The sequence below is a fragment of the Buttiauxella ferragutiae genome (assembly GCF_022637515.1).
Classification (GTDB): Bacteria; Pseudomonadota; Gammaproteobacteria; order Enterobacterales; family Enterobacteriaceae; genus Buttiauxella; species Buttiauxella ferragutiae.
In genome coordinates, this window is sequence record NZ_CP093332.1 from 277,184 (window position 1) to 301,525 (window position 24,342).

23 protein-coding genes are annotated in these 24,342 nt (G+C 52.3%); 13 read left to right on the forward strand and 10 right to left on the reverse strand.

Features of this window, described 5'->3' with window-relative positions; genetic code table 11:
- Nucleotides 1-47: 47 nt before the first annotated feature.
- On the forward strand, nucleotides 48-260 hold the full coding sequence (gene cspE / locus MNO13_RS01190) for a transcription antiterminator/RNA stability regulator CspE (RefSeq protein WP_034499351.1): 213 nt from the start codon (nucleotides 48-50) through the stop codon (nucleotides 258-260).
- A 65-nt stretch (nucleotides 261-325) separates the two neighbouring features.
- Here cspE and yiiM read toward each other — a convergent pair whose 3' ends face one another.
- Together yiiM and sodA are read right to left on the reverse strand one after the other, a co-directional pair.
- Nucleotides 326-1,000 (reverse strand): 6-hydroxyaminopurine reductase, encoded by a 675-nt coding sequence (gene yiiM / locus MNO13_RS01195; protein ID WP_064542630.1) that lies wholly within the window; start codon nucleotides 998-1,000, stop codon nucleotides 326-328.
- 78 nt (nucleotides 1,001-1,078) lie between these two features.
- On the reverse strand, nucleotides 1,079-1,699 hold the full coding sequence (sodA, locus tag MNO13_RS01200) for a superoxide dismutase [Mn] (protein WP_034460735.1): 621 nt from the start codon (nucleotides 1,697-1,699) through the stop codon (nucleotides 1,079-1,081).
- A gap of 274 nt (nucleotides 1,700-1,973) precedes the next feature.
- Between sodA and MNO13_RS01205 the strand changes: the two genes are divergently transcribed.
- Nucleotides 1,974-3,383: an L-fucose/L-arabinose isomerase family protein gene (locus tag MNO13_RS01205; protein WP_241939444.1), complete on the forward strand. Its 1,410-nt coding sequence runs from the start codon at nucleotides 1,974-1,976 to the stop codon at nucleotides 3,381-3,383.
- Between the two features lie 255 nt (nucleotides 3,384-3,638).
- On the forward strand, nucleotides 3,639-4,673 hold the full coding sequence (gene rhaT, locus MNO13_RS01210) for an L-rhamnose/proton symporter RhaT (protein ID WP_241939445.1): 1,035 nt from the start codon (nucleotides 3,639-3,641) through the stop codon (nucleotides 4,671-4,673).
- Here the strand turns inward: rhaT and rhaR are convergent, their stop codons facing one another.
- Together rhaR and rhaS (MNO13_RS01220) are read right to left on the reverse strand one after the other, a co-directional pair.
- On the reverse strand, nucleotides 4,674-5,522 hold the full coding sequence (gene rhaR / locus MNO13_RS01215) for an HTH-type transcriptional activator RhaR (RefSeq protein ID WP_064542641.1): 849 nt from the start codon (nucleotides 5,520-5,522) through the stop codon (nucleotides 4,674-4,676).
- A 158-nt stretch (nucleotides 5,523-5,680) separates the two neighbouring features.
- Nucleotides 5,681-6,517 carry an HTH-type transcriptional activator RhaS gene (gene rhaS, locus MNO13_RS01220; protein ID WP_064542800.1) on the reverse strand — a complete coding sequence of 279 codons (837 nt, stop codon included), beginning with the start codon at nucleotides 6,515-6,517 and terminating at the stop codon, nucleotides 5,681-5,683.
- Between the two features lie 300 nt (nucleotides 6,518-6,817).
- On the opposite strand from rhaS (MNO13_RS01220), the gene rhaB reads away from it, so the two are divergent.
- The 9 genes from rhaB (at nucleotide 6,818) to rhaM (ending at nucleotide 16,808) form a co-directional block, all read left to right on the forward strand.
- Complete coding sequence (gene rhaB, locus MNO13_RS01225) at nucleotides 6,818-8,290, forward strand: rhamnulokinase (protein ID WP_121814734.1); 1,473 nt, start codon at nucleotides 6,818-6,820, stop codon at nucleotides 8,288-8,290.
- Nucleotides 8,287-9,546, forward strand: a complete 1,260-nt coding sequence (gene rhaA / locus MNO13_RS01230; RefSeq protein WP_064542646.1) for an L-rhamnose isomerase — start codon at nucleotides 8,287-8,289, stop codon at nucleotides 9,544-9,546. Before rhaB ends, rhaA begins: the two co-directional genes overlap by 4 nt.
- Nucleotides 9,547-9,669: 123 nt before the next feature.
- On the forward strand, nucleotides 9,670-10,494 hold the full coding sequence (gene rhaD / locus MNO13_RS01235; protein ID WP_064542649.1) for a rhamnulose-1-phosphate aldolase: 825 nt from the start codon (nucleotides 9,670-9,672) through the stop codon (nucleotides 10,492-10,494).
- 88 nt (nucleotides 10,495-10,582) lie between these two features.
- Nucleotides 10,583-11,575, forward strand: a complete 993-nt coding sequence (gene rhaS, locus MNO13_RS01240; protein ID WP_064542652.1) for a rhamnose ABC transporter substrate-binding protein — start codon at nucleotides 10,583-10,585, stop codon at nucleotides 11,573-11,575.
- A gap of 165 nt (nucleotides 11,576-11,740) precedes the next feature.
- Nucleotides 11,741-13,252, forward strand: coding sequence for a sugar ABC transporter ATP-binding protein (locus MNO13_RS01245; RefSeq protein WP_241939446.1), 1,512 nt, complete (start codon nucleotides 11,741-11,743; stop codon nucleotides 13,250-13,252).
- A complete protein-coding gene (locus MNO13_RS01250) occupies nucleotides 13,252-14,259 on the forward strand; it encodes an ABC transporter permease (RefSeq protein ID WP_133522122.1) in 1,008 nt (335 codons plus the stop codon). Before MNO13_RS01245 ends, MNO13_RS01250 begins: the two co-directional genes overlap by 1 nt.
- Complete coding sequence (locus MNO13_RS01255) at nucleotides 14,252-15,256, forward strand: ABC transporter permease (RefSeq protein ID WP_064542661.1); 1,005 nt, start codon at nucleotides 14,252-14,254, stop codon at nucleotides 15,254-15,256. The genes MNO13_RS01250 and MNO13_RS01255 overlap by 8 nt, the downstream gene beginning before the upstream one ends.
- A gap of 92 nt (nucleotides 15,257-15,348) precedes the next feature.
- Nucleotides 15,349-16,497, forward strand: coding sequence for a lactaldehyde reductase (gene fucO, locus MNO13_RS01260; RefSeq protein ID WP_241939447.1), 1,149 nt, complete (start codon nucleotides 15,349-15,351; stop codon nucleotides 16,495-16,497).
- A complete protein-coding gene (gene rhaM, locus MNO13_RS01265; protein ID WP_064542667.1) occupies nucleotides 16,494-16,808 on the forward strand; it encodes an L-rhamnose mutarotase in 315 nt (104 codons plus the stop codon). Before fucO ends, rhaM begins: the two co-directional genes overlap by 4 nt.
- 28 nt (nucleotides 16,809-16,836) lie before the next feature.
- Here rhaM and MNO13_RS01270 read toward each other — a convergent pair whose 3' ends face one another.
- The 6 genes from MNO13_RS01270 to fdhD all read right to left on the reverse strand — a co-directional run bounded on the left by MNO13_RS01270 (nucleotide 16,837) and on the right by fdhD (nucleotide 21,125).
- Complete coding sequence (locus MNO13_RS01270; RefSeq protein ID WP_241939448.1) at nucleotides 16,837-17,847, reverse strand: virulence RhuM family protein; 1,011 nt, start codon at nucleotides 17,845-17,847, stop codon at nucleotides 16,837-16,839.
- A 109-nt stretch (nucleotides 17,848-17,956) separates the two neighbouring features.
- On the reverse strand, nucleotides 17,957-18,406 hold the full coding sequence (locus tag MNO13_RS01275; RefSeq protein ID WP_241939449.1) for a hypothetical protein: 450 nt from the start codon (nucleotides 18,404-18,406) through the stop codon (nucleotides 17,957-17,959).
- Nucleotides 18,407-18,428: 22 nt separating this feature from the next.
- Complete coding sequence (locus MNO13_RS01280) at nucleotides 18,429-18,593, reverse strand: ash family protein (protein WP_232904837.1); 165 nt, start codon at nucleotides 18,591-18,593, stop codon at nucleotides 18,429-18,431.
- 136 nt (nucleotides 18,594-18,729) lie between these two features.
- On the reverse strand, nucleotides 18,730-19,695 hold the full coding sequence (locus tag MNO13_RS01285; protein ID WP_064542676.1) for a chemotaxis protein: 966 nt from the start codon (nucleotides 19,693-19,695) through the stop codon (nucleotides 18,730-18,732).
- A 186-nt stretch (nucleotides 19,696-19,881) separates the two neighbouring features.
- Nucleotides 19,882-20,181, reverse strand: a complete 300-nt coding sequence (gene asr / locus MNO13_RS01290) for an acid resistance repetitive basic protein Asr (RefSeq protein ID WP_422387206.1) — start codon at nucleotides 20,179-20,181, stop codon at nucleotides 19,882-19,884.
- Between the two features lie 119 nt (nucleotides 20,182-20,300).
- Complete coding sequence (fdhD, locus tag MNO13_RS01295; RefSeq protein WP_241939450.1) at nucleotides 20,301-21,125, reverse strand: formate dehydrogenase accessory sulfurtransferase FdhD; 825 nt, start codon at nucleotides 21,123-21,125, stop codon at nucleotides 20,301-20,303.
- 160 nt (nucleotides 21,126-21,285) lie between these two features.
- Between fdhD and fdnG the strand changes: the two genes are divergently transcribed.
- Complete coding sequence (fdnG, locus tag MNO13_RS01300; protein WP_133522112.1) at nucleotides 21,286-24,336, forward strand: formate dehydrogenase-N subunit alpha; 3,051 nt, start codon at nucleotides 21,286-21,288, stop codon at nucleotides 24,334-24,336.
- Nucleotides 24,337-24,342: the final 6 nt, after the last annotated feature.

Here is a 24,342-nt window from a genome sequence, read left to right on the forward strand (position 1 = left end):
CATTCCAATTGCGCCGGAAGGCAAATTTAATTTAAAAGGTAATATCTATGTCTAACAAAATGACTGGTCTCGTAAAATGGTTCAACTCTGACAAAGGCTTCGGCTTCATCACTCCTGACGATGGCTCAAAAGACGTGTTCGTACACTTCTCTGCTATCCAGAACGATGGCTACAAGTCTCTGGACGAAGGCCAGAAAGTGTCTTTCACCATCGAAAGTGGTGCTAAAGGCCCAGCTGCTGGTAACGTAACTAGCCTGTAAGGTTAGCGTTAGCGAAGCTAAGAATTAAAAAAACCCGCCTCTGGCGGGTTTTTTGTTTCTGGAATTTACTTCCCAAACAACCGTCGTGAATTATCCTCAACCTTTCCAAAAAGACGTCGTTTCTGCATGGTGCGCGTCCAGCTTGTCGATAGTCCGGCGGCGGACAGCAAGCGATGGAATTGTTCGTCATCAAATGGCATATGCCAGGCGATGGCGATAGCTTCAGCCACCGAAACATCACTTACTCGGGAAACCAGTTCCAGTGGATTTTCTGTCGATACATTGCCTGCCAGCACGACTTTATACAGCCAGCCGCAATAACCCGTTTCCTGCATCAGCGAAGACATATTGTTAATGCCAAAATGATAATTCAGCTTGTAGCACGGTGAGCGCGGTTGTGTGACCTGAATCAGTGCATCGCCCCAACGGAAAATATCGCCAATATAGACATCTTTTTCTGTCAGCCCCTCGGTCGATAAATTTTCACCATAGGCTGGGGCGGTAAACAGTTCAGCCTGTTCGGGGAATTCACGCGCCCACCAGGTGTAATGCTCGCGCGGATAATGGCACAACGCGCGATCTGGCCCACCATGAACAATTTTTTCAGCCTGTTGATCGCCTTCCAGACCCAACTCAGTGAGTTTCAGCTCACCATCGACCTGATATTTGGCGATCGCACTTGGCCTGCTGCCTGCATACTCACGAACTTTGCCAATATATACGTTTAGCGGATAGTGCATCGGATCCTCCCTGTGGCCAGACGACAGATATAAAAAAAGCGAGCCATCAGGCTCGCTTTTCATCAGTTGCTTTGCAACTTATTTTTTAGCAGCAAAACGTGCTGCTGCTTCGTCCCAGTTCACCACATCCCAGAATGCTTTGATGTAGTCAGGGCGACGGTTTTGGAACTTCAGATAGTAAGCATGCTCCCACACATCCAGACCCACGATTGGGAAGCCGGATACGCCAGAAACCGCTTCGCCCATCAGCGGGCTGTCCTGGTTTGCGGTGGAAACCACAGCCAGTTTGTCACCTTTCAGAACCAGCCACGCCCAGCCGGAGCCGAAACGAGTTGCCGCAGCTTTCTCAAATTCTGCTTTGAAATTATCAACGCTACCGAAGTCACGCTCGATGGCTGCTTTCAGGTCACCTTGCAGGGTGGTGCCAGTTTTCAGGCCTTTCCAGAAGAAGCTGTGGTTAGCGTGGCCACCTGCGTTGTTACGCAGAACGGTTTTCTTGTCAGCTGGCAGTTGATCCAGTTTAGCGATCAGCTCTTCAACTGGCAGGCTTGCGAACTCTGGCAGAGATTCCAGCGCTGCATTAGCGTTATTTACGTACGCCTGGTGGTGTTTGCTGTGATGGATTTCCATCGTTTGCTTGTCGAAATGCGGTTCCAGAGCGTCGTATGCGTAAGGCAGGGATGGCAGTGTATAACTCATGTTCATCATCTCCATTTATTATCGAACGGCGCACAAGCTGTTAACGCCGCGTAATCAGTTGGTTCATTATAGTTAATTAAATGATATTGAAAATGATTATCAATGCCGTACTTTTAGCAAGGTTATAACTTTTCGTCATGATGGAGAAAATGTGAGCACTGTCAGGCAGATAAATCGTTTTTTGCCATCAGCCACAGAAACTGGCATTGCCGCAAAGGTAGCGTTGGGTAAATAGGGTGATAGTCGGCGCTTCATTCTTGCCTGGAGCACTACTATGTCGCTTAACGTCGCCCTTTTCGGTATCGGCCTTGATACCTACTGGCCGCAATTTTCTGGCCTGGAACAGCGCCTTACAGGCTATCTGCAACAAATTGACCATCGTCTCGCCGGGCTTAACGCGACGGTGATTAATGGTGGCCTGATTGATAGCGTCGCCAAAGCTGACCGCTTTGCTACACAACTTCAAAGTCAACCGGTCGATGCCATCGTGCTGTATATCAGCACCTACGCGCTGAGTTCCACGGTGCTGCCGCTGGTGCAAAAGATCAACAAGCCGGTGATTATCCTCGCCCTGCAACCAGAACTGGGTTTGCCGTACGGGAAAATCCGCGAGATGGCCGATCGTGGCGAACGTACCGGCGAATGGCTGGCACACTGCCAGGCGTGCAGCGCACCGGAACTGGCAAACGTGTTTAATCGCGCGGGGATTCGTTACCAGCTGATCGTCGGGGCATTGCAGGGTGATGAATATGCCTGGCAGCAAACGGAACAATGGCTGCAAGCCCTCGAAGTACACAAACAGCTGGCGGCTTGCCAGGTGGGCGTGTTGGGGCATTATTACGACGGCATGGTCGACGTTTACAGCAACATGACCAACCTGAGCGCCAAACTCGGCGTGCGCTTCAAGCCGCTGGAAATGTGCGAGCTGGCCGAATACCGCGAGCTGGTCACGCAAACCGCCAGCAGGCAAAAATGGCAAGAAGTGGAAGCCTCGCTGCAAATCGATCCCGCCTGTGAAAAAAACGAATTAGAACGTGCCGTCCAGACCGCTTGCGCCATGGATCAACTGATAGAAAACAACCACCTTGGTGCGCTGGCGTATTACTACGAAGGGCGCAATGGCAACGCTTACGAGAACATCATTACCTCGATTATTCTCGGTAACACGTTACTGACTCAGCGTGGCATTCCCGTTGCCGGTGAGTATGAGATCAAAAATGTGCTGGCGATGAAAATCCAGCAATTGCTGGGCGCGGGTGGCTCGTTCTCTGAGCCGTATGGCATTGAATTCGCGGATGATGTGGTGCTGTGGGGGCACGATGGCCCGGCACATCCACTGATGGCCGAAAGCAATGTGCGGCTGGTTTATCACGGCAAGCCGGGTAAAGGCGTCTCTATTCAGATGACCGTTAAACCCGGCCCTGTTACGTTCCTGTCGATTGTTGAGGATGCACACAACGGCGTGCGTTTGCAGTATGCCGAAGGGGAGGCGGTGGCTGGCGAAGTGCTGGATATTGGCAATACCAACAGTCGCTATCGCTTCGCGCTTTCGGCGCGCGATTTCACCACGCAATGGTGTCTCGGTGGGCCAGCGCACCATTGTGCGATTGGTCTGGGGCATCAGGGGGCGGTTCTGGAAAAACTTGCCTGGTTGCTCGGCGTGCAAACCACAAAAATCTGTTAGTCCAAAAACGGTGGATGGCGCTTGCGCTTATCCACCGCTCACTTTCATTCGCAGCTAATCGACCCACAACTTGAAATATCATGGTTATAAAGAACTGTGACCCCCGTCAATCGCACCCCCTGAATTTTGCCATTTTTCTCTCCGCCACGGCAGCACATAGAAGGTTAGCAAGTTGCTCAATCCTTAGACTCAGTGGCAATGGGGTAGTCAGCTGTCACCCCTGAGTTTTTTAGTTAAAACAGAGGGATATGGATAATGAGTAATGCAATAACGATGGGGATAATTTGGCATCTCGTGGGCGCCGCGAGCGCTGCCTGTTTTTACGCCCCTTTTAAAAAAGTGCAGCGTTGGTCATGGGAAACAATGTGGGCGGTTGGCGGCTTCGTTTCCTGGATTATTTTGCCATGGACGGTGAGTTACGTTTTACTTCCTGATTTTTGGGCTTACTTCGGCTCGTTTAACGCTTCAACTTTGTTGCCAGTCTTCTTGTTTGGCGCAATGTGGGGCATTGGTAACATTAACTATGGCCTGACCATGCGCTACCTGGGCATGTCGATGGGCATCGGTATTGCGATTGGCATCACGCTGATTGTCGGCACCTTAATGACGCCAATAATTGCCGGAAAATTTGATGTGCTGATTGGCACACCTGGTGGACGCATGACGTTGCTGGGTGTTCTGGTTGCGCTGATCGGCGTGGCCATTGTCACCCGCGCAGGCCAACTCAAAGAACGCAAAATGGGCATCAAGGCTGAAGAGTTCAACCTGAAAAAAGGGCTGGTTCTGGCGGTGTTGTGCGGCATTTTCTCAGCAGGTATGTCCTTTGCGATGGACGCCGCAAAACCGATGCACGAAGCGGCAGCAGCACTGGGCGTTGACCCGCTGTATGTGGCCTTGCCAAGTTACGTGGTGATTATGGGCGGCGGCGCGCTTGTCAACCTTGGCTTCTGCTTCATTCGTCTGGCAAAAATGCAGAACTTGTCGATAAAAGCAGACTTCTCACTGGCAAAACCATTAATCATCAGCAACGTGTTGTTCGCGGCACTTGCCGGTTTGATGTGGTATCTGCAGTTCTTCTTCTACGCCTGGGGCCACGCTAAAATTCCTGCGCAGTACGACTACATGAGCTGGATGTTGCACATGAGCTTCTACGTGCTGTGCGGCGGGTTGGTTGGCTTGATTATGAAAGAGTGGAAATCGGCAGGAACTCGTCCTGTTGGGGTACTGAGCGTCGGTTGTGTGGTGATTATTATTGCTGCCAACATCGTCGGCCTCGGCATGGCAAATTAATTATGTTTCAATAGCATATCGTTGACGCCACAGCCGTGGCGTCAACCCCGTTTCCTTGGTAAAGACCACCGAAAAATAGTTACTATCCTCAAAGCCACATCGTGTGGCGATATCACCAATCAACAGCTCACTATGACGCAATAAATCCTGTGCCTGGCAGATGCGTAACTGGCGTAAATACTGGCTGATGCTCATGCCGGTTTGCTGGCGAAAAATCTGCCGTAAATGGCGCTCTGCCACCTGATGTTGCTGGCAAAAATGCGCAAGCTCAAAGGACGAATCGAGGCTTTTCCCCAACGCTGCCAGCAATAAATCGAACGTTTCGCTACTGTCTGGCCCAGTTGCATCCTGAGATTGATAGCGGTGGCGGCGCAACAAAATGCACAGTTGCAGGAACAGGCTCTCGGTCAGACACACCGACAGCGCGTCCATTTTCACGCTTTCGTGTTCCAGTTGGCCGATTAACTGCCGCGCTTGTGCCATGCCGTGGCTACTCAGCCGCCAGCGTGGATCTTTCCCGGCAGCCCGTGTGCTGTGCAACAAATCATTCCAGTCGACGTTGAGTTTGAGCCTTTCAGGGCAGTAGATGATGTTATGCAGCACTAAACCGTTAACCGATTCGTAGCTGTGGCGGTCTTCCGCACGGATATAAAACAGGTCGCCGCAGGTGATGCGATACGGCCGGTCATTGAGGGTGTGCAAGCCGTTACCGCGCCAAACCAGCACCAGCTCGCAGAAATCGTGGGTATGTTCGGCAAAGACATTTTGCGGATAGCGATCCGCCACCGCCACGGGCTGCGTGGCAGAAACGAAGAAATCCGCTTTTTTGAGAACTAAATGATTTGCCACCGTAATGCCTCAAAAACCAAAATCTAAATGGTGGATGACGTTTCGCTTATCCACCCGACAAAACAAGCACCGTAGGTCGGATAAGCGCAGCGCCATCCGACAAACTAACAGGCAAGTATTGGCTTTTTTGGCTAAAAAAACGGTGATTGCCCTCGCGATTACTGAAGTTGCGTATCTCGGCCCTGGCGAATCTCACGCGGTGACCAGGAAAACTCACGCTTAAACAGCGTCGAAAAGTGGTTACTGTCGCCAAAACCGCATTGAAAAGCGATGTCTGTGACGCTTTCGTCGCCATGGCGCAACAAGTGACGCGCTTTCATCAAACGTAAACGGTTGAGATAGCGTTGGGGCGTCATACCCGTTCGCTGTTTTAGCTGGCGATGCAGAGTACGCAGGGAAAGTGTGAATTGTGAAGCCAGTGCTTCCCAGCAAATATCTTCAGCGAAGTGATCTTCAAGCCATGCCATCAGCAGATTTAACCGGCCTTCTGAACTTGCAGCACCTTCCACCATGCTGCCTTTGCGCAGCAATACCAGCAACTGCATAAACAGAATTTCACGGTTGGCGACAGAATGGGTATCCGAAGCTTCACCAATTTGCTCAAACTGTTCAATCAGCCCGCGTACTTGCTGCAAAACGGGTTGATTCACGCGCCAGTGCGACGGGTAATGGCCGTCCTGCTCTTGCGGCAGCAACTTATCCAACCCGGACAAAAAGCAAAATGCGTCTGGCGCACGGTACAGAATATTGGTCAGGCACAGATTTTCGGTGTGCTCGTACAAATGGCGATCGTGATCGCGAACGAAACAGACGGAACCGCCGCTTAATGTGTACGGCTGGCCGTTAAAAACGTGGGTTCCAGTGCCGTGCTCAACAATGACGATTTCGCAAAAGTCATGATGGTGTTCCGGAAAGGCGGCCTGGGGTAAACGCGGCTCAATCGCCACAGACGAATGCCCAGATGGGAAAAAGTCAAAACCATGTAATACCGTCATCATTAACCCCAAACCGTTTTGCGATGAGCAGATAGTAGATAACGCTTCTCATCTGCACCTTAAGTTTTCGACGCGAAATCCGTTAAATCCTGCTCGTTTTTTAAGAAAGGTCGGGAATTATCAGGAAATGCGGAGAGTGTCACAGCCCGGTTTTATGGGTGATAAACACGAATCTGTGACATGACTCACGTTCATCTTTGCTTCTTTGCCAGCGGCGGATTAGCGCTGTCAGTAACGAGAAGGTGGTCAACAGCGTTACTTTTTAGAGTGGGGTCAATTAATTTAGCAAGGACCCCCAAAATGACTCTACGCCATAGCGTTGCGGTAGACCTGGGCGCATCAAGCGGCCGTGTCATGCTGGCGCGCTTTGAACGTGATACCCGCAGCATTTGTCTGCGAGAAATTCATCGTTTCACCAACTGTTTAAAACAGGTCGACGGTTCCACTGTGTGGGATGTGGACGCGCTGGAAATGGAAATCCGCACTGGCCTGCAAAAAGCCTGCGATGAAGGTATCGCCATTGACAGTATCGGCATTGACACCTGGGGTGTTGATTACGTGCTGATTGACCGCGACGGTAATCGAGTTGGGCAGCCTGTTTCTTATCGCGACAGCCGCACCGACGGCGTGATGGACGAAGCTTTCAACCAGTTAGGTCGCGAAGAAATCTATCGTCGTACTGGTATTCAGTTCCTGCCTTTCAACACGCTTTACCAGTTCCGAGCTTTGGCGCAGCAACAGCCAGAACTGTTCGATAAAGTCGAACACGCACTGCTGATCCCGGACTATTTCTGCTACCGCCTGACGGGCGCGTTGAACTGGGAATACACCAACGCCACAACCACGCAGCTGGTCAATATCAATAGCGATAACTGGGATGAAACCCTGCTCGAGTGGGCGGGCGTACCAGGCAAATGGTTCGGCACGCCGACCCATCCGGGCAACGTTATCGGTCAGTGGATTTGCCGCGAAGGGAACAAAATCCCGGTAGTATCAGTCGCGACGCACGACACCGCCAGCGCGGTCATCGGCGCACCGCTGAAAGATAAAAACGCCGCCTACCTTTCTTCTGGCACCTGGTCGTTGATGGGCTTTGAGAGCAAAACGCCGTATGCCAATAGCGCAGCATTAGCCGCCAACATCACCAACGAAGGTGGTGCGGAAGGGCGTTATCGGGTGCTGAAAAACATTATGGGCCTATGGTTGTTACAGCGCGTCACGAGAGAGTTGGAGATCACGGATCTGGGCGATCTTATCGATCGCACCCGTAAAACTCCGGCCTGCCGCTTTGTGATCAACCCGAACGACGATCGTTTTATTAACCCTGAAAGCATGAGCCGTGAAATTCAGGCGGCATGTCGCGAAAGCAACCAGCCGGTTCCATTCACAGACAACGAGCTTGCACGCTGCATTTTCGACAGCCTGGCGCTGTTGTACGCCAAAACTTTGGCAGAACTGGCCAGCGTTCGTGGCCATGAGTTTAGCTGCCTGAATATTGTCGGCGGCGGTAGCCAGAACGAATTACTGAACCAGCTATGCGCTGACGCCTGCGGGATTCCGGTATTCGCCGGCCCGATTGAAGCCTCAACGCTCGGCAATATCGGCTGCCAGTTAATGGCGCTGGATGAAATCACTGACGTTGACGACTTCCGCAAAATCGTCGCCGCCAGCTATGAATTGAAATCTTTTACCCCACAAACAGATAGCGAAATTGCCCGGTATATCGCGCAGTTCCCGCTGAGCAATCAAAAACAAAAGGAGTTTTGCGCATGACCACACCTCTTGATCAAGCCTGGGAACTGGCGAAACAGCGTTTTGCTGCTGTCGGTGTTGATGTTGAATCTGCTCTGCAACAGCTCGACCGCTTGCCGGTTTCTATGCACTGCTGGCAGGGCGATGACGTTGCCGGGTTTGAAAACCCAGAAGGTGCGCTGAGCGGCGGGATTCAAGCCACCGGTAACTATCCGGGTAAAGCGCGCAACGCGACTGAATTACGCTCCGATCTGGATCGTGCATTAAGCCTGATCCCTGGCCCAAAACGCCTGAACCTGCACGCCATTTATCTGGAATCTGAGCAGCCAGTTTCACGCGACAAAATCAAACCAGAACACTTCAAAAACTGGGTTGAGTGGGCGAAAACCAACAAGTTAGGGCTGGATTTCAACCCATCTTGTTTCTCGCACCCGTTAAGCGCCGATGGTTTTACGTTGTCCCACGCTAACGATGAAATTCGTCAGTTCTGGATTGACCACGTTAAAGCCAGCCGCAAAGTTTCTGCTTACTTCGGCGAGCAGTTAGGTACGCCGTCAGTAATGAACATCTGGATCCCGGATGGCATGAAAGACATCACTGTTGATCGCCTGGCTCCGCGCCAGCGTCTGGTCGCGGCACTGGATGAAGCGATGAGCGAAAAACTCAACCCGCAACATCACATCGATGCGGTAGAAAGCAAGCTGTTCGGTATTGGTGCCGAAAGCTACACCGTGGGTTCCAACGAGTTCTACTTCGGTTATGCCACCAGCCGCCAGACCGCGCTGTGCCTGGATGCCGGTCACTTCCATCCGACTGAAGTTATCTCCGATAAAATCTCCAGCGCCATGCTGTATGTACCGCGCCTGCTGCTGCACGTGAGCCGCCCGGTGCGTTGGGACAGCGACCACGTGGTACTGCTGGATGACGAAACTCAAGCTATCGCCAGCGAAATTATCCGCCACGACCTGTTTGACCGCGTACACATCGGGCTGGATTTCTTCGATGCCTCCATTAACCGCATTGCGGCGTGGGTTATCGGTACTCGCAACATGAAAAAAGCACTGCTGCGTGCATTGCTGGAGCCAACTGAAACTCTGCGCCAGCTTGAGCGTGATGGTGATTACACCGCGCGTCTGGCCTTGCTGGAAGAGCAAAAATCACTGCCATGGGCAGCGGTTTGGGAAATGTATTGCCAGCGTAATGACACGCCGGTTGATGCCCAGTGGCTGAAAACTGTGCGTACTTACGAGCAGGACGTGTTGAGCAAACGCGGTTAACCACCCTCATCCCGACCTTCTCCCTGAGGGAGAAGGAGAAAACATGATTAATTCCCTCTCCCTTGGGAGAGGGCCAGGGTGAGGGGAAAAAGCCCTCACCAATACCAAAGGAACCACAAGACTATGCAGAACATCCTCAAAGCCTGGTTTGTAGAAGGCATGATCAAAGCAACAAGTGATGCCTGGCTGAAAGGCTGGGATGAGCGCAATGGCGGCAACATCACCATGCGTCTGGATGAAGCGGACATCACGCCATTCCAGGCTGATTTCCACGCCGCACCTCGTTACATCGCATTAAGCCAGCCGATGCCTGAACTGGCGAATACGCCGTTTATCGTCACTGGCTCTGGCAAATTCTTCCGCAACGTACAACTGGATCCAGCGGCAAATATTGGCGTGGTGAAAGTGGACAACCGCGGAACTGGCTACCACATTTTGTGGGGGCTGGAAAACGAAGCGGTGCCAACGTCTGAACTGGCGGCACACTTCCAGTCACACAGCGTACGCATCAAAACCACCGGCGGTAAAGATCGCGTGATCATGCACTGTCATGCCACCAACCTGATTGCCCTGACCTACGTGCTGGAAAACACCACCGAAGTCATCACCCGCAAATTGTGGGAAGGCAGCACCGAATGTCTGGTGGTGTTCCCGGACGGCGTGGGCATTCTGCCGTGGATGGTGCCAGGCACCGATGAAATTGGAAATGCGACAGCTGACGAGATGGCAAAACACTCGCTGGTTCTGTGGCCGTTCCACGGGGTATTCGGTAGCGGCCCAACGCTTGATGAAGCGTTTGGTCTTATTGATACCGCTGAGAAGTCTGCTGAAGTGTTGGTAAAAGTTATTTCGATGGGTGGCATGAAACAAACCATCTCTCGCGATGAACTTATCGCGCTCGGTAAGCGTTTTGGCGTCACCCCATTAGCAAGCGCTTTAGAGTTGTAAACAGCAATACTGGGGCGGGTGAGCTGATGCCATCCGCCTTAAAAAAATAAAAATACCTGCAAACCCTACAAACATCGGAGTACAAGCAATGAAAACTAAAGCAATATTAGGTTGTACGCTTACCGTTGTCGCACTAGCACTCTCTGGTTCTGCCCTTGCTGAAGTGAAAATCGCGCTGGTGGCGAAATCGCTTGGTAATGGTTTCTTTGAAGCAGCAAACGTCGGGGCGCAGGAAGCCGCCAAAGAGTTGGGGGACGTTAAAGTTATTTATACCGGCCCAACCACCACCACAGCTGAAGCACAAATTGAAGTTCTCAACGGCTTGATCGCTCAAGGTGTTGATGCCATTGCTATTTCTGCTAATGACCCAGACGCGCTGGTTCCGGTGCTGAAAAAGGCCATGCAGCGTGGCATTAAAGTCGTTTCATGGGATTCCGGTGTGGCAAAAGATGGCCGCCAGATTCACCTGAACCCTTCTAATAACGCATTGATTGGCGAAACCAACGTCAAACTGGCCGCAGATGCGTTAAAAGCGATGAACGTCGAAAAAGGTGATGTCGCGATACTGAGCGCCACGCCGACCTCAACTAACCAGAATATCTGGATTGAAGAGATGAAAAAGGTACTGCCGAAGTACCCGTCTATCAATCTGGTCACCGTGGCCTATGGCGACGATCTTTCCGATAAAAGCTACCGTGAAACTGTCGGCCTGCTGAAATCTTATCCTGATTTAAAAGTGATCGTTTCGCCGTCTTCCGTCGGAATTGTTGCCGCAGCACAAGCGGTGAAAGACCAGGGCAAAATCGGCAAAGTCTACGTGACCGGCCTTGGCTTGCCGTCTGAAATGGCGGGTGCCGTGAAATCAGGTGCCTCGAAAAGTTTTGCCATCTGGAACCCAATCGATCTCGGCTACGCCGCCACTTACCTGGCAGACGATTTAGTCAAAGGTACGGCGACGAAAGAGGAAGCTAGCATGGGTAAATTGGGCAAAGTGAAGCTGGATGCGGATGGCAACGGCGCGATGGCTGAGCCGTTTGTTTACGATGCCAGCAACATCGATAAATTCTCCAAAATCTTCTGATTTAGGTTTTAGAAGCCACCCTCACCCTAACCCTCTCCCTGAGGGCGAGGGGACCGACCAAGGTTTTCTCCCTCTTACTGAGGGAGAGGGGACAGATCGGTGTTCTCCCTCTCCTGGGGGAGAGGGCCGGGGTGAGGGCAACCAGAATCAACGGAGAACTTAACCATGGCACTCACGACACCACTGCTATCCCTCAAGGGGATCACCAAAGTCTTCCCCGGCGTTCGCGCGCTCGAAAATGTCCACCTCGATTTGTGGCCGGGAAAGGTTACGGCGCTCATCGGGGAAAACGGTGCCGGTAAATCCACCCTGGTGAAAGTCATGACCGGGATTTACCAGCCAGAAGAAGGCGAACTGTTATATAAAGCGATCCCGATTACGCTGCCAAACCCAGAAGCGGCGCACAAAGTCGGTATCACAGCCATTCACCAGGAAACGGTGCTGTTTGATGAACTGACCGTCACTGAAAACATTTTTGTCGGCCACTATATTTATCGCGGTTTCTTCAAAAAACTCGACTGGCCCGCGATGCACCAACAGGCTGAAGAAATCCTTACCCGTCTTGAAGTCCAGATTAACCCTCGCGCTACTCTCAAAACTCTCAGTATTGCTCAGCGTCATATGGTGGCGATTGCGCGCGCATTGTCGTTTGAGGCACAGGTTGTCATTCTGGATGAACCAACCGCCGCGCTGTCGCAGCATGAAATTGTCGAGTTTTATCAAATCATTGAGCGCCTGAAACGCGAAGGCAAAGCGATTCTGTTTATCTCGCACAAGTTCGACGAGATTTTTGCCATTGCCGATCACTACACCATTCTGCGCGACGGGGTGTATATCAGTTCCGGGCAAATCAATGAGATAACCGAAGAGCGCATGGTCACCATGATGGTCGGCCGTGAAATCACTCACGCCTTCCCGAAAGTGCACTGCGAACTTGGCGATGTGGTACTGGAGGTCAACGATCTCTGCCATCCAACTGAATTTGCCCATATCAATTTCCAGTTACGCAAAGGGGAAATCCTCGGTTTCTACGGCTTAGTGGGTGCCGGGCGGACCGAACTGATGCAGGCATTATCAGGCGTGTCGCGGCCATCGCATGGTGAAATCTTGCTGAACGGTCAGCCGATGCAATTCCGCCAGCCTGCGGATGCCATCAAAGCCGGGATTGTCTGTGTGCCGGAAGAGCGCCAGAAGCAGGGTGCCATCATTGAACTGCCTATCTACCAAAACATCAGCTTGCCACAACTGAGCCGCCTCAACCCGCGTGGTGTACTCAACGATGCGCGAGAATGGGCGCTGGCCGATGAATACGCCAAACGCTTGCAGGTCAAAGCTTTTAGCTGGAAACAACCGGTTGAAACGCTATCCGGCGGTAATCAGCAAAAAGTGGTAATCGGTAAATGGTTGGCGACTCAGCCAGAGGTGATCATTCTCGATGAGCCGACTAAAGGCATCGATATCGGCTCCAAAGCTGCGGTGCATCAGTTTATGTCTGAGCTGGTGGGTCACGGCCTGGCGGTGATTATGGTGTCGTCCGAATTGCCGGAAGTGATGGGCATGGCCGACCGCATTATCGTGATGCATGAAGGGCTAATGGTTGCCGAATATCGCGCAGGTGAAGCCAGTGCGGAAATGATCGTCAGCGCCGCCAGCGGCTCGCATGAGGAGGCAGCATAATGTGGCAAACCCTGCTCAAACATCGTGAATTTCTCCTCGCGGGCGTCATCCTGTTGATGGTACTGGGTATTGGCAGCCGTGCGCCGTCGTTCCTCGCACCTGGCAACCTGGTGGAGATGTTCAACGACACCTCGATTCTTATCATTCTCGCCCTCGGCCAAATGATGGTGCTGCTGACCAAAGGCATTGATTTGTCGATGGCGGCAAACCTGGCGCTTACCGGCATGATTGTCGCGTTACTCAACTTCCACTATCCGCAAATTCCCGTCTGGGCGCTGCTTTCGCTGGCAACCGTTCTGGGCTTGCTGATGGGCGTAATCAACGGTTTGTTGGTCTGGAAGCTCGGTATTCCGGCGATTGTCGTCACGCTTGGCACCATGAGTATTTATCGCGGCATTATTTTCCTGCTTTCGAATGGTGGCTGGATAAACGCCCACCAGATGAGTAGCGATTTCCTCGGGTTGCCGCGTGCGGTGATTTTGGGAATGCCGTTGCTGAGTTGGTGTGCGGTCGCAGCATTGTTGTTGGTCGGCTATTTTTTGCGTTACAGCCGCACTGGCCGGGCGATGTATACCGCAGGCGGCAACGCTACCGCCGCGTATTACACCGGAATCAACGCCGGAAAAATGCAGTTCATCAGTTTCAGCCTTTCGGGCGCGCTGGCAGGTTTCTGCGGCTATTTGTGGATTTCTCGTTTTGCTGTGGCGTATGTCGACGTGGCGAACGGTTTTGAACTGCAAATCGTAGCGGCCTGTGTGATTGGCGGGATCAGCACCATGGGCGGTATCGGGCGCGTGCTTGGTTGCTTACTGGGCGCTCTGTTCCTTGGTGTTATCAACAACGCGCTGCCGGTGATTGGCGTCTCGCCGTTCTGGCAAATGGCGATTTCAGGCGCGGTGATTGTGATTGCGGTGTTGCTCAACGAACGCGGCAATAAACGCAAAGGACGGCTGATTTTGCGCGACGCAGTGCTTGCGCGGCAAGCTCCGGGAGTGAGTCATGAATAAAACGCTGATCTCTGAATCTGTGCCATCGCAGGCGGTGTCCGCATCACTATTGCGCCGCTTGCTGTGCTGGGAGACATTTTTGCTGACGGTGACGCTGGCTGTATTTATCGCCAACGCGCTGGCTTCGCCATATTTCCTCAACATCTGGAACCTGTCGGACGCCACTTTCAACTTCACGGAAAAGGCGATCATCGTGCTGCCGATGGCGATGCTGATTATTGCCCGTGAAATTGACCTGTCGGTAGCGTCGACTATTGCGCTTAGCTCGACGGCAATGGGCTTCTGTGCGCAGGCGGGAGTCGATACCACAGGGCTGGTGTGCATCGGGCTTGGCGTCGGATTGTTGTGCGGTTTGTTCAACGGCTTGTTGGTTACGCGGTTCAACCTTTCGTCGATTGTTATCACCATCGGCACCATGAGTTTGTACCGCGGCATTACCTACATATTGCTGGGTGATCAGGCGCTAAATAAGTACCCGGAAAGTTTTGCATGGTTTGGCCAGGGTTATGTCTGGGGGGCGCTGTCGTTTGAATTTGCCTTGTTCATAGTGCTGGCGGCGGTGTTCGCTTTCTTGCTGCACAAAACCAACTTTGGCCGCCGGACTTACGCCATCGGCAATAACCCGACGGGTGCTTGGTATTCCGGTATCAACGTGAAACGCCACAACCTGATGCTGTTCGTGCTGGTTGGTGTGATGGCGGGGCTGGCGTCAGTGTTGTTGACCTCACGCCTCGGGAGCACGCGCCCGACCATCGCAATAGGTTGGGAGTTAAGCGTGGTCACCATGGCTGTGCTCGGAGGCGTCAATATTCTGGGCGGTTCGGGGAGCATGGCGGGGGTGATTATCGCCGCATTCCTGATGGGGCTGGTGACGTTCGGCCTGAGCCTGTTGAATGTGCCAGGTATCGTGATGTCGATTATTGTCGGCTCGATGCTGATAGTGGTGATTTCACTGCCCATTATTACCCGGCGTTTTTTAGGGCGTCGGCGAGTTTGATTTTTTCCCGCTCTGGTTTCCCCCCTCTCCTGGGGGAGAGGGCCGGGGTGAGGATATGGATTTTTAAAACATCAATATTATGGAGAATAGCTATGAGCTTTATGTTGGCCTTACCAAAAATCAGCCTTCACGGCGCGGGCGCTATCGGCGATATGGTGAAATTGATTGCCGCTAAACCCTGGGGCAAAGCGTTAATCATCACCGATGGGCAACTGGTGAAAATGGGTTTGCTCGAAAGCCTGTTTAGCGCGCTCGACGAACATCAGCTTTCTTACGAACTGTTCGATGAAGTGTTCCCGAACCCGACTGAAGAACTGGTGCAAAAAGGCTTTGCGGCGTATCAGGCCGCAGGTTGCGATTACCTGATTGCCTTTGGCGGCGGCAGCCCGATTGATACCGCCAAAGCGGTGAAAATCCTGACCGCAAACCCAGGCCCATCAACCGCGTATTCCGGTGTGGGCAAAGTGACTAATCCTGGCGTGCCGCTAGTGGCGATTAACACCACTGCGGGAACTGCGGCAGAGATGACCAGCAATGCGGTAATTATCGATTCCGTGCGCCATGTAAAAGAAGTTATTATCGACACTAACCTGATTCCGGACATCGCCGTCGATGACGCCAGCGTCATGCTGAATATCCCGGCGAGCGTCACTGCCGCAACGGGTATGGATGCGTTGACTCACGCCATCGAAGCTTACGTTTCTGTCGCCGCTCATCCGCTCACCGACGCCAATGCGCTGGAGGCTATCCGCCTGATTAGCCAGTGGTTGCCGAAAGCGGTAGATGACGGCAAAAACCTTGAAGCGCGTGAAATGATGGCTTACGGCCAATATCTGGCGGGTATGGCGTTTAACAGTGCCGGTCTTGGCCTGGTGCATGCGCTAGCACACCAGCCGGGTGCGACGCACAACCTGCCGCACGGCGTGTGTAACGCAATTTTGTTGCCGGTAATCGAAGCCTTTAACCGCCCGAAAGCAGTGGCTCGCTTTGCGAAAGTCGCCGCAGCAATGGGCGTGAATACTCAGGATATGGAAGAAGAAGAAGCCAGCTTTGAGGCTATTCTGGCGATTCGTGCGCTTTCCACACGTGTCGGCATCCCATCTGGCTTTAGCCAGCTTGGTATTCAAACCGCAGACATCGAAGGCTGGCTGGACAACGCGCTGGCTGATCCATGCGCGCCATGCAATCCACGCGTTGCCACGCGTGAGGAAGTCCGCGAGCTGTACCTGGAGGCATTATGATCCGCAAAGCTTTTGTTATGCAGGTGAATCCCGATGCCCATGAAGAATATCAGCGTCGCCATACGCCGATTTGGCCTGAGCTGGAAGCGGTACTTAAACAGCACGGTGCTCATCACTACGCTATCTATCTTGATGCTGAACGCCATCTACTTTTTGCCACGGTAGAAATTGAGTCTGAAGCCCGCTGGAACGCGGTTGCCCAAACCGAAGTTTGCCAACGCTGGTGGAAGCACATGAGCGAGATTATGCCGAGCAACCCGGATAACAGCCCGGTCAGTGCGGAGCTGAAAGAGGTGTTTTATTTAGAGTAAGGTTTTTCATCGTAAAACGAGGGCCATGTTAGTGGCCCTTTTTTAGGTTCAGGCGTTTTTCGAGCTGTTCTAACTGTTCCAACTCAATGCGGTCGGCTTCACGCGCATCAGCTATTTTTCTGGATTTATCGAATGATTCATAACGCTCATTTACCACGGATTTCATCTGTTCACGGCTAACAGAACCACGGTGATTCAAAAGTGGTTGTTCATTAAAAGCCATAAAGTTGTCGATAAATTTACGCCAGTCTGCGAGCTTCAGGTGTTGTTTTTGTTTGGCGCGAAACTCTGCGAATTCTAAAAACATCGAGGCCAGACGATTCAGGCTATCGAGTTCGTCTTCATTAAGGTAATTTTTGGCGATCACCACATCCGCTTTGCGCACACGTGAGCCTTTAAAACTCAGCAAATTCATATTGGATTTCGTTGCATCTGCACGCTGTACCACCAGTTCGGCGGCGGTATAACCGGTGACCGCGAAAAACAGTTTGTTTTGCACTTCGGCAAACAGCAGGCCAGTGTCTTTTTCGTTGGCGTGATAGTCTTCGGAAAGGGTAAATAGATCGCGAATTTTTTGATAAAAGCGCAGCTCTGAAGAGCGTATTTCGCGGATGCGCTCCAGCAATTCGTCAAAGTAATCCCACTTAGGATCTTTAAGGCGTTCGTCATCCATAGCGAAGCCTTTAAGCATATATTCGTGGAGGATACGTGTCGCCCACTGCCGGAATTGCGTTGCCCGAGGGGATTTCACGCGATAACCGATGGCAATAATCATCGGTAACGAGTAATGAGCAAGCTGGCGTTGGATATTCCGCTCGCCCTCACTTTGAACTGTCAAGTAATCCTTGACGGTTGCCTCACGGCTCAACTCTCCTTCGGCAAAAATGTTCTTCACATGCAGGCTGATGTTCTGCTTAGTTGTTTGATAAAGCTCAGCAATTTCTAGTTGCGTAAGCCATACCTGGCCCCCCAACTCACGCAAAATAAACTGGGATTCGCCGTCTTCGGAGGTGTAGAGGATCGGATCGTTATCAGACATTATTTCCATCCTTGAGTTATAGCGTGACGTGTCGATGATACAGGACGAACTGAGTCACGCTGAACCAAAAGAAGAAGAACCCAGCCCTTTCTGAACCGGGTTCGCAGATTTACATTGTCAGGGCCGTTCTAACAAAACGCGGCGTTCTTAACTCATCGGCAAAATAACCCGTGAGTTCAAACAGTAGCCCGGTCAGCGCTTTTTCTTCACTGGCGGAAAAATTGTGACTATTGAGAATTTGCGCCAGCGTCAGGCAATAGCGGCAAAGATCTTCCGGTTCAGGCTCTAAAGCGGGGGCTTGCACCGGAATGTTATCCATGGTGAAACTTTCAATCAGATGTTCTGGAATGGGGTCGTTCAGCGTCGAGTAAAGCAGCTCCAGGCATTCCGCGAGGCGGTAACAAAGCACGCGTCTTTCCCCAGGCTTCGCACTTTCAATCAGCGAGTCGGCGAAGCGTTCGCAATAGTCGGCAAGCACAGTGAAATCGGTATTAATATCAAAAGAAAGCGTAAGCGGTGAGTTTTCTGAAGTTTGAGTTTGGGTTGGGGTAGTAGCCATAGTGGCAGCCTCCTGTAACGGGTTATATTCCCACCACCTGAGAGGCTAATCTCTGGGTGGTGAGCTGAACGAGGTTAGCCTTACCGGTGTTACAGGAAACCGGCGCATCTTTCGACGCCCCCATCCAGCCCACCATAATTAGGGTGTAGCCGAACGCACGGTATAAAAAAAGACGCTGGCGCGTCATATACCGCCTGTAACTATAATCGAGAGGCTAATCCCGGCACCTGATTTTGCAGGTACGGCGCAACGATACTGCGATTGATTATTGCCAGCAAGCGGTTTGCGTGCGGAAAGTTAAGCTCTGCGGCATTGCTCGCAAACTAAACCACCGCCCCTTCCAGCGCCTTATTAATCACCTGTGAAAGCTCTTTCACATCGAACTTTGCCACATAGCCGTTCGCGCCTACTTTGCGCACGTGATCTTCGTTGGCGCTGCCGGATAAAGACGAGTGAATCACCACCGGAATGTGTTTTAACGTGATATCCGTTTTGATGTTGCGCGTCAGGGTAAAGCCATCCATTTCCGGCATTTCAATATCAGTTAACACCATGCCAATGCGGTCGGTGATGGGCTGGCCTGCGGCTTTAGCTTCTGCGGCGATAACCTTGATTTTCTCCCACGCTTCAAGCCCCGTGGAATGCATCATTGCCGGAATGCCCATGCCTTTCAGCCCTTGCTCAAGCATCAGGCGTGCGACTTTGGAATCTTCGGCAACAATCGCCACCGCACCGGGTTTTAACGGATTGGTATTGCCTTCGATTGCCGCCATATCGACTTTGCGCCCGGAAGGGATGATGTCGTAGAGGATCTGTTCAACATCGAGCACCAGCGCCAGTTCGCCTTTGTGCTCGTCGCTATCCAGTGAGGCAATGCTGGTGATGTTACGGCTGCTCACGCCTGATTCGGCAGCGTGAACCTGGCTCCAGTCGAGGCGGATAATATTTTCCACCGACTCTACTGCAAACGCCTGCGTGCTGCGGGCATATTCGGTTATCAGTAACAGATTCAGCCCGGTTTTTGGTGTGCAGCCTGTAACGGCTGGCAGGTCGATAACCGGGATAAACTGGTCGCGAATATTTGCCATGCCCAACAGCGGCGACATCATTCCCGCTGCACGGTTAATTTTTGGCATCGGTACAATTTCACGCAGCTTAAAAACATTAATGCCATACAACTCAGATTTCCCACCGTGCTGGCCATCGCCTAAGCGGAAAAGTAACAGCTCAAATTTATTGGATAACGCCAGGTTAGCTCTTTCATCGATATCTTTTTGAAAACTATCCATTTAAACCTCTGTTCGATAACCTGGCGGAAAATCGCCCTGGCGCCTGTAGAAGTTATCGGCAGATTGCGGGAAAAATGGAGTGCGATTACGAGTGAATGATAGACGGCGTAATCGCTTCCCCCCTAACAAAGAAAAAAACACCCGGCAAGCCGAGTGTTTTTAGAGAAGAGGGATTGTGTGGCTGACTTATGCAGCAGGTTTAACCGCTGGTTTTGCCGCTGGCGCTACTGTGGTAGCCGCTTTTTTGTGGTGCTTTTTGGCAGCCTGAGCTTTCTGTGGAGCGGCTGGTGTTGCTGTGTGAGTGGTTTTTTTGTGGTGTTTTTTAGCTGCTTGCGCTTTCTGCGCTACCGGTGCTGCTTTATGGTGTTTTTTGTGGTGCACAGTAGTGTGTTTTGCCGGAGCAGGTGCTGCGGTGGTATCAGCCGCGAAAGCAACAGAAGACAGACCCATTACAGCGACAGCAATCAGAGTTAATACTTTTTTCATTTTGATAGTCTCGTATTTGTTTATGTGCGGCCGGTTGGCCCGTTGAAATAACTCTATTCCAATAAACAAATACCTTCCGTGAGTGATTGGTGTCGGTAAGTAACGGAATGTACAACTCCTTAACGCAGCCGCTGCGGATGGGTATAAACCGTGGCGCGGCCTGGTTTACTAAAGCCGACCAGCGTCAAATTGCAATGCTGGGCAACTTCCACCGCAAGCGTGGTGGCGGCAGAAACAGCAAACAAAATCTCGACGCCGCACTGGGCCGATTTTTGCACCATTTCATAGCTGGCACGGCTGGAGACTAACACTGCGCCAGTGTTCCAGCTTTCGCGGGCTCGCACCCCAAGCAGTTTATCCAGCGCCACATGGCGGCCAATATCTTCTTTGCCATCCAGAATCGTGCCGTTCTCATTAAGCCAAAGTGCGGCATGCGTACAACCGGTGAGTTGCCCGACGGGCTGGTAGTCGCGCATCTGGTTTAACGCCGCGTCCAGTTTATTCAAATCAAAAGTTTGTGTGAACGGCAGTGGCGTAATCGGGCGGCCAATATCATTGAGCTGTTCAACGCCGCAGACGCCGCAACCGGTGCGCCCGGCAAGAGAGCGACGGCGTTCTTTTAACCCCATGAAACGGCGGCTGGAAAGCTCTATTTGTACCTCCAGACCATTGCACACCGCGATAACATCCATTCCGTAAATATCGGCAGGGGATTCTATAATTCCTTCTGATAAGGAAAAACCTAACGCAAAGAGTTCCAAATCTTTGGGGGATGCCATCATTACGACATGCGAAATACCGTTGTAGACCAGTGCTACCGGGATTTCTTCAGCCAGCCAGTCGCCTTTGGCTTGCTGTAAATCGTGGCGTTGCCACAAATCTATCGTCCGTGCGCCAGTGATGGCGTTCACAATTTTGCTTTGATTCGGGTTGGGATTGTTCACTTTGTCTTAACCTGATTGGAACAGCCTTAAAACTAATGTGGTATTCTTGAAACACTATCCCTTCCGGATGAAGGGCTATTGCCAGTTTGAACCTTTGCGGCTTAAACCGCAAAAATTACACTTATAAGTCATGTGAAAAATGTCGAAAAAAGGAGCATCCATGCAGGTCAGCAGACGACAGTTCTTTAAGATCTGTGCTGGCGGTATGGCAGGGACTACGGCAGCGGCACTGGGCTTTGCCCCAGGTGTTGCACTTGCGGAAACACGGCAATATAAACTGCTGCGTACACGTGAAACCCGTAACACCTGCACATATTGTTCCGTCGGTTGTGGGCTATTGATGTACAGCCTCGGTGACGGCGCGAAAAATGCCAAAGCATCCATCTTCCATATTGAAGGCGACCCGGACCATCCGGTAAACCGCGGTGCACTCTGCCCGAAAGGTGCAGGTCTGGTGGATTTCATCCACAGTGAAAGCCGTCTAAAATTCCCTTCTTACCGCGCACCAGGCTCGGATAAGTGGGAACAAATCAGCTGGGAAACGGCATTTGACCGTATCGCCAAACTGATGAAAGCAGACCGCGACGCTAACTTTATTGCGCAGAACGCTCAGGGAACCACGGTCAACCGTTGGCTCTCCACCGGCATGTTGTGCGCATCAGCGTCCAGTAACGAAACCGGTTATTTAACCCAGAAATTTTCCCGCGCCCTCGGCATGTTAGCCGTGGATAACCAGGCGCGTGTCTGACACGGACCAACGGTAGCAAGTCTTGCTCCAACATTTGGTCGCGGTGCGATGACCAACCACTGGGTTGATATTAAGAACGCCGATCTCGTTATTGTGATGGGTGGAAACGCGGCAGAAGCGCATCCAGTTGGGTTCCGCTGGGCGATGGAAGCCAAAATCCACAACGGCGCGAAGCTGATCGTTATCGATCCGCGCTTTACGCGTACCGCTTCGGTGGCGGATTTCTACACCCCGATTCGCTCCGGCTCAGACATCGCTTTCTTGTCTGGCGTACTGCTGTACCTGATCAACAACAATAAATTTAACCGCGAGTACGTCGAGGCTTACACCAACGCCAATCTGATTGTGCGTGAGGATTACAGCTTCGAAGACGGCCTGTTCTCAGGCTACGACGCGGCAAACCGTAAATACGATAAAACCACCTGGAACTATGAGCTGGACGAAAAAGGCTTCGCTAAACGCGACCTGACGCTGACTCATCCGCGCTGCGTGTGGAACCTGCTCAAAGAGCACGTTTCCCGCTACACGCCAGACGTGGTTTCCAATATTTGCGGTACCCCGAAAGATGATTTCCTGAAAGTATGTGAATACATCGCAGAAACCAGCGCCAGGAATAAAACGGCGTCGTTCTTGTATGCACTGGGCTGGACGCAACACTCCGTGGGCGCGCAGAACATTCGTACTATGGCGATGATTCAGTTGCTGCTTGGCAACATGGGGATGGCGGGCGGCGGCGTGAACGCACTGCGCGGGCACTCCAACATTCAGGGTCTGACGGATCTCGGCCTGTTGTCACAAAGCCTGCCAGGCTACATGACGCTGCCGAACGAGAAACAGCCTGACATCCAGACTTATCTTGCCGCCAACACGCCGAAACCGCTGCTGGAAGGCCAGGTCAACTACTGGGGCAACTACCCGAAATTCTTCGTTTCGATGATGAAAGCCTTCTTTGGTGACAAAGCCACAGCAGAAAACAGCTGGGGTTATGACTGGTTGCCGAAGTGGGACAAGGGCTACGACGTCCTGCAATATTTCGAGATGATGAACCAGGGCAAGGTGAACGGTTACCTGTGCCAGGGCTTTAACCCTGTCGCTTCGTTCCCGAACAAAAACAAAGTCATTGCGTCACTGTCGAAGCTGAAATTCCTCGTGACCATCGACCCGCTGAACACCGAAACCTCGAACTTCTGGCAGAACCACGGCGAGATGAACGACGTTGATCCGTCGAAAATCCAGACCGAAGTGTTCCGCTTGCCATCTACCTGCTTTGCCGAAGAAAACGGTTCTATCGTTAACTCCGGCCGCTGGTTGCAGTGGCACTGGAAAGGTGCGGACGCCCCAGGGGAAGCGCTGAACGACGGCGAAATCCTCGCGGGTATCTTTAGCCGTTTGCGCCACATGTACCAGAGCGAAGGCGGTGCGCTGCCTGAGCAAGTGCTGAACATGAGCTGGAACTACCAGACTCCTGACAACCCGGCTCCAGAAGAAGTGGCGATGGAAAGCAACGGTAAAGCGTTGCAGGACGTGGTCGACCCGGCAACTGGTGCGGTTCTGGTGAAAAAAGGCCAGCAACTCAGCTCGTTTGCACAACTGCGCGACGACGGCACCACTTCCAGTGGCTGTTGGATCTTCGCCGGTAGCTGGACGCCAGACGGCAACCAGATGGCACGCCGCGATAACGCGGACCCATCAGGTTTGGGTAACACGCTAGGCTGGGCCTGGGCGTGGCCGCTTAACCGTCGCATTCTGTATAACCGTGCTTCCGCCGATCCTGCAGGTAAACCGTGGGACGAAAAACGCCGCCTGATTTCCTGGGATGGCGCGAAGTGGAGCGGCGCAGATATTGCCGACTACAGCACTGCCGCACCGGGTACTGACGTTGGGCCGTTCATCATGCAGCCGGAAGGTTTAGGGCGCTTGTTTGCTATCGACAAGATGGCAGAAGGGCCGTTCCCGGAACACTACGAGCCGTTTGAAACGCCACTTGGCACCAACCCGCTGCACCCGAACGTGGTTTCTAACCCGGCGGCGCGCGTGTTCAAAGGTGACCTGGAAGCGATGGGCAAGCATGACAAGTTCCCGTATGTCGGCACCACGTATCGTCTGACTGAGCATTTCCACTACTGGACCAAACACGCGGTACTGAACGCCATCGCGCAGCCAGAGCAGTTTATCGAGATTGGCGAGAAGCTCGCGAATTCACTCGGTATCGCGCACGGCGACACGGTGAAAGTCTCCTCCAACCGTGGCTTTATCAAAGCCAAAGCGGTGGTGACCAAGCGTATTCGCCAGCTAGATGTGAATGGTCAGAAAGTGGACACCATCGGTATTCCGATTCACTGGGGTTATGAAGGTGTGGCGAAGAAAGGCTTTATCGCTAATACCCTGACGCCATTTGTCGGTGATGCCAACACGCAAACGCCTGAATTTAAAGCGTTCCTGGTCAATGTGGAAAAGGTGTAACGGAGA

Excerpts from the sequence above, each read along its gene's own strand:
- cspE (WP_034499351.1), top strand. The coding sequence starts at position 48 with ATGTCTAACAAAATGACTGGTCTCGTAAAATGGTTCAACTCTGACAAA.
- yiiM (WP_064542630.1), bottom strand. The coding sequence starts at position 1,000 with ATGCACTATCCGCTAAACGTATATATTGGCAAAGTTCGTGAGTATGCA.
- sodA (WP_034460735.1), bottom strand. The coding sequence starts at position 1,699 with ATGAGTTATACACTGCCATCCCTGCCTTACGCATACGACGCTCTGGAA.
- MNO13_RS01205 (WP_241939444.1), top strand. The coding sequence starts at position 1,974 with ATGTCGCTTAACGTCGCCCTTTTCGGTATCGGCCTTGATACCTACTGG.
- rhaT (WP_241939445.1), top strand. The coding sequence starts at position 3,639 with ATGAGTAATGCAATAACGATGGGGATAATTTGGCATCTCGTGGGCGCC.
- rhaS (WP_064542800.1), bottom strand. The coding sequence starts at position 6,517 with ATGACGGTATTACATGGTTTTGACTTTTTCCCATCTGGGCATTCGTCT.
- rhaB (WP_121814734.1), top strand. The coding sequence starts at position 6,818 with ATGACTCTACGCCATAGCGTTGCGGTAGACCTGGGCGCATCAAGCGGC.
- rhaA (WP_064542646.1), top strand. The coding sequence starts at position 8,287 with ATGACCACACCTCTTGATCAAGCCTGGGAACTGGCGAAACAGCGTTTT.
- rhaD (WP_064542649.1), top strand. The coding sequence starts at position 9,670 with ATGCAGAACATCCTCAAAGCCTGGTTTGTAGAAGGCATGATCAAAGCA.
- rhaS (WP_064542652.1), top strand. The coding sequence starts at position 10,583 with ATGAAAACTAAAGCAATATTAGGTTGTACGCTTACCGTTGTCGCACTA.
- MNO13_RS01245 (WP_241939446.1), top strand. The coding sequence starts at position 11,741 with ATGGCACTCACGACACCACTGCTATCCCTCAAGGGGATCACCAAAGTC.
- MNO13_RS01250 (WP_133522122.1), top strand. The coding sequence starts at position 13,252 with ATGTGGCAAACCCTGCTCAAACATCGTGAATTTCTCCTCGCGGGCGTC.
- MNO13_RS01255 (WP_064542661.1), top strand. The coding sequence starts at position 14,252 with ATGAATAAAACGCTGATCTCTGAATCTGTGCCATCGCAGGCGGTGTCC.
- fucO (WP_241939447.1), top strand. The coding sequence starts at position 15,349 with ATGAGCTTTATGTTGGCCTTACCAAAAATCAGCCTTCACGGCGCGGGC.
- rhaM (WP_064542667.1), top strand. The coding sequence starts at position 16,494 with ATGATCCGCAAAGCTTTTGTTATGCAGGTGAATCCCGATGCCCATGAA.
- MNO13_RS01270 (WP_241939448.1), bottom strand. The coding sequence starts at position 17,847 with ATGTCTGATAACGATCCGATCCTCTACACCTCCGAAGACGGCGAATCC.
- MNO13_RS01275 (WP_241939449.1), bottom strand. The coding sequence starts at position 18,406 with ATGGCTACTACCCCAACCCAAACTCAAACTTCAGAAAACTCACCGCTT.
- MNO13_RS01280 (WP_232904837.1), bottom strand. The coding sequence starts at position 18,593 with ATGACGCGCCAGCGTCTTTTTTTATACCGTGCGTTCGGCTACACCCTA.
- MNO13_RS01285 (WP_064542676.1), bottom strand. The coding sequence starts at position 19,695 with ATGGATAGTTTTCAAAAAGATATCGATGAAAGAGCTAACCTGGCGTTA.
- asr (WP_422387206.1), bottom strand. The coding sequence starts at position 20,181 with ATGAAAAAAGTATTAACTCTGATTGCTGTCGCTGTAATGGGTCTGTCT.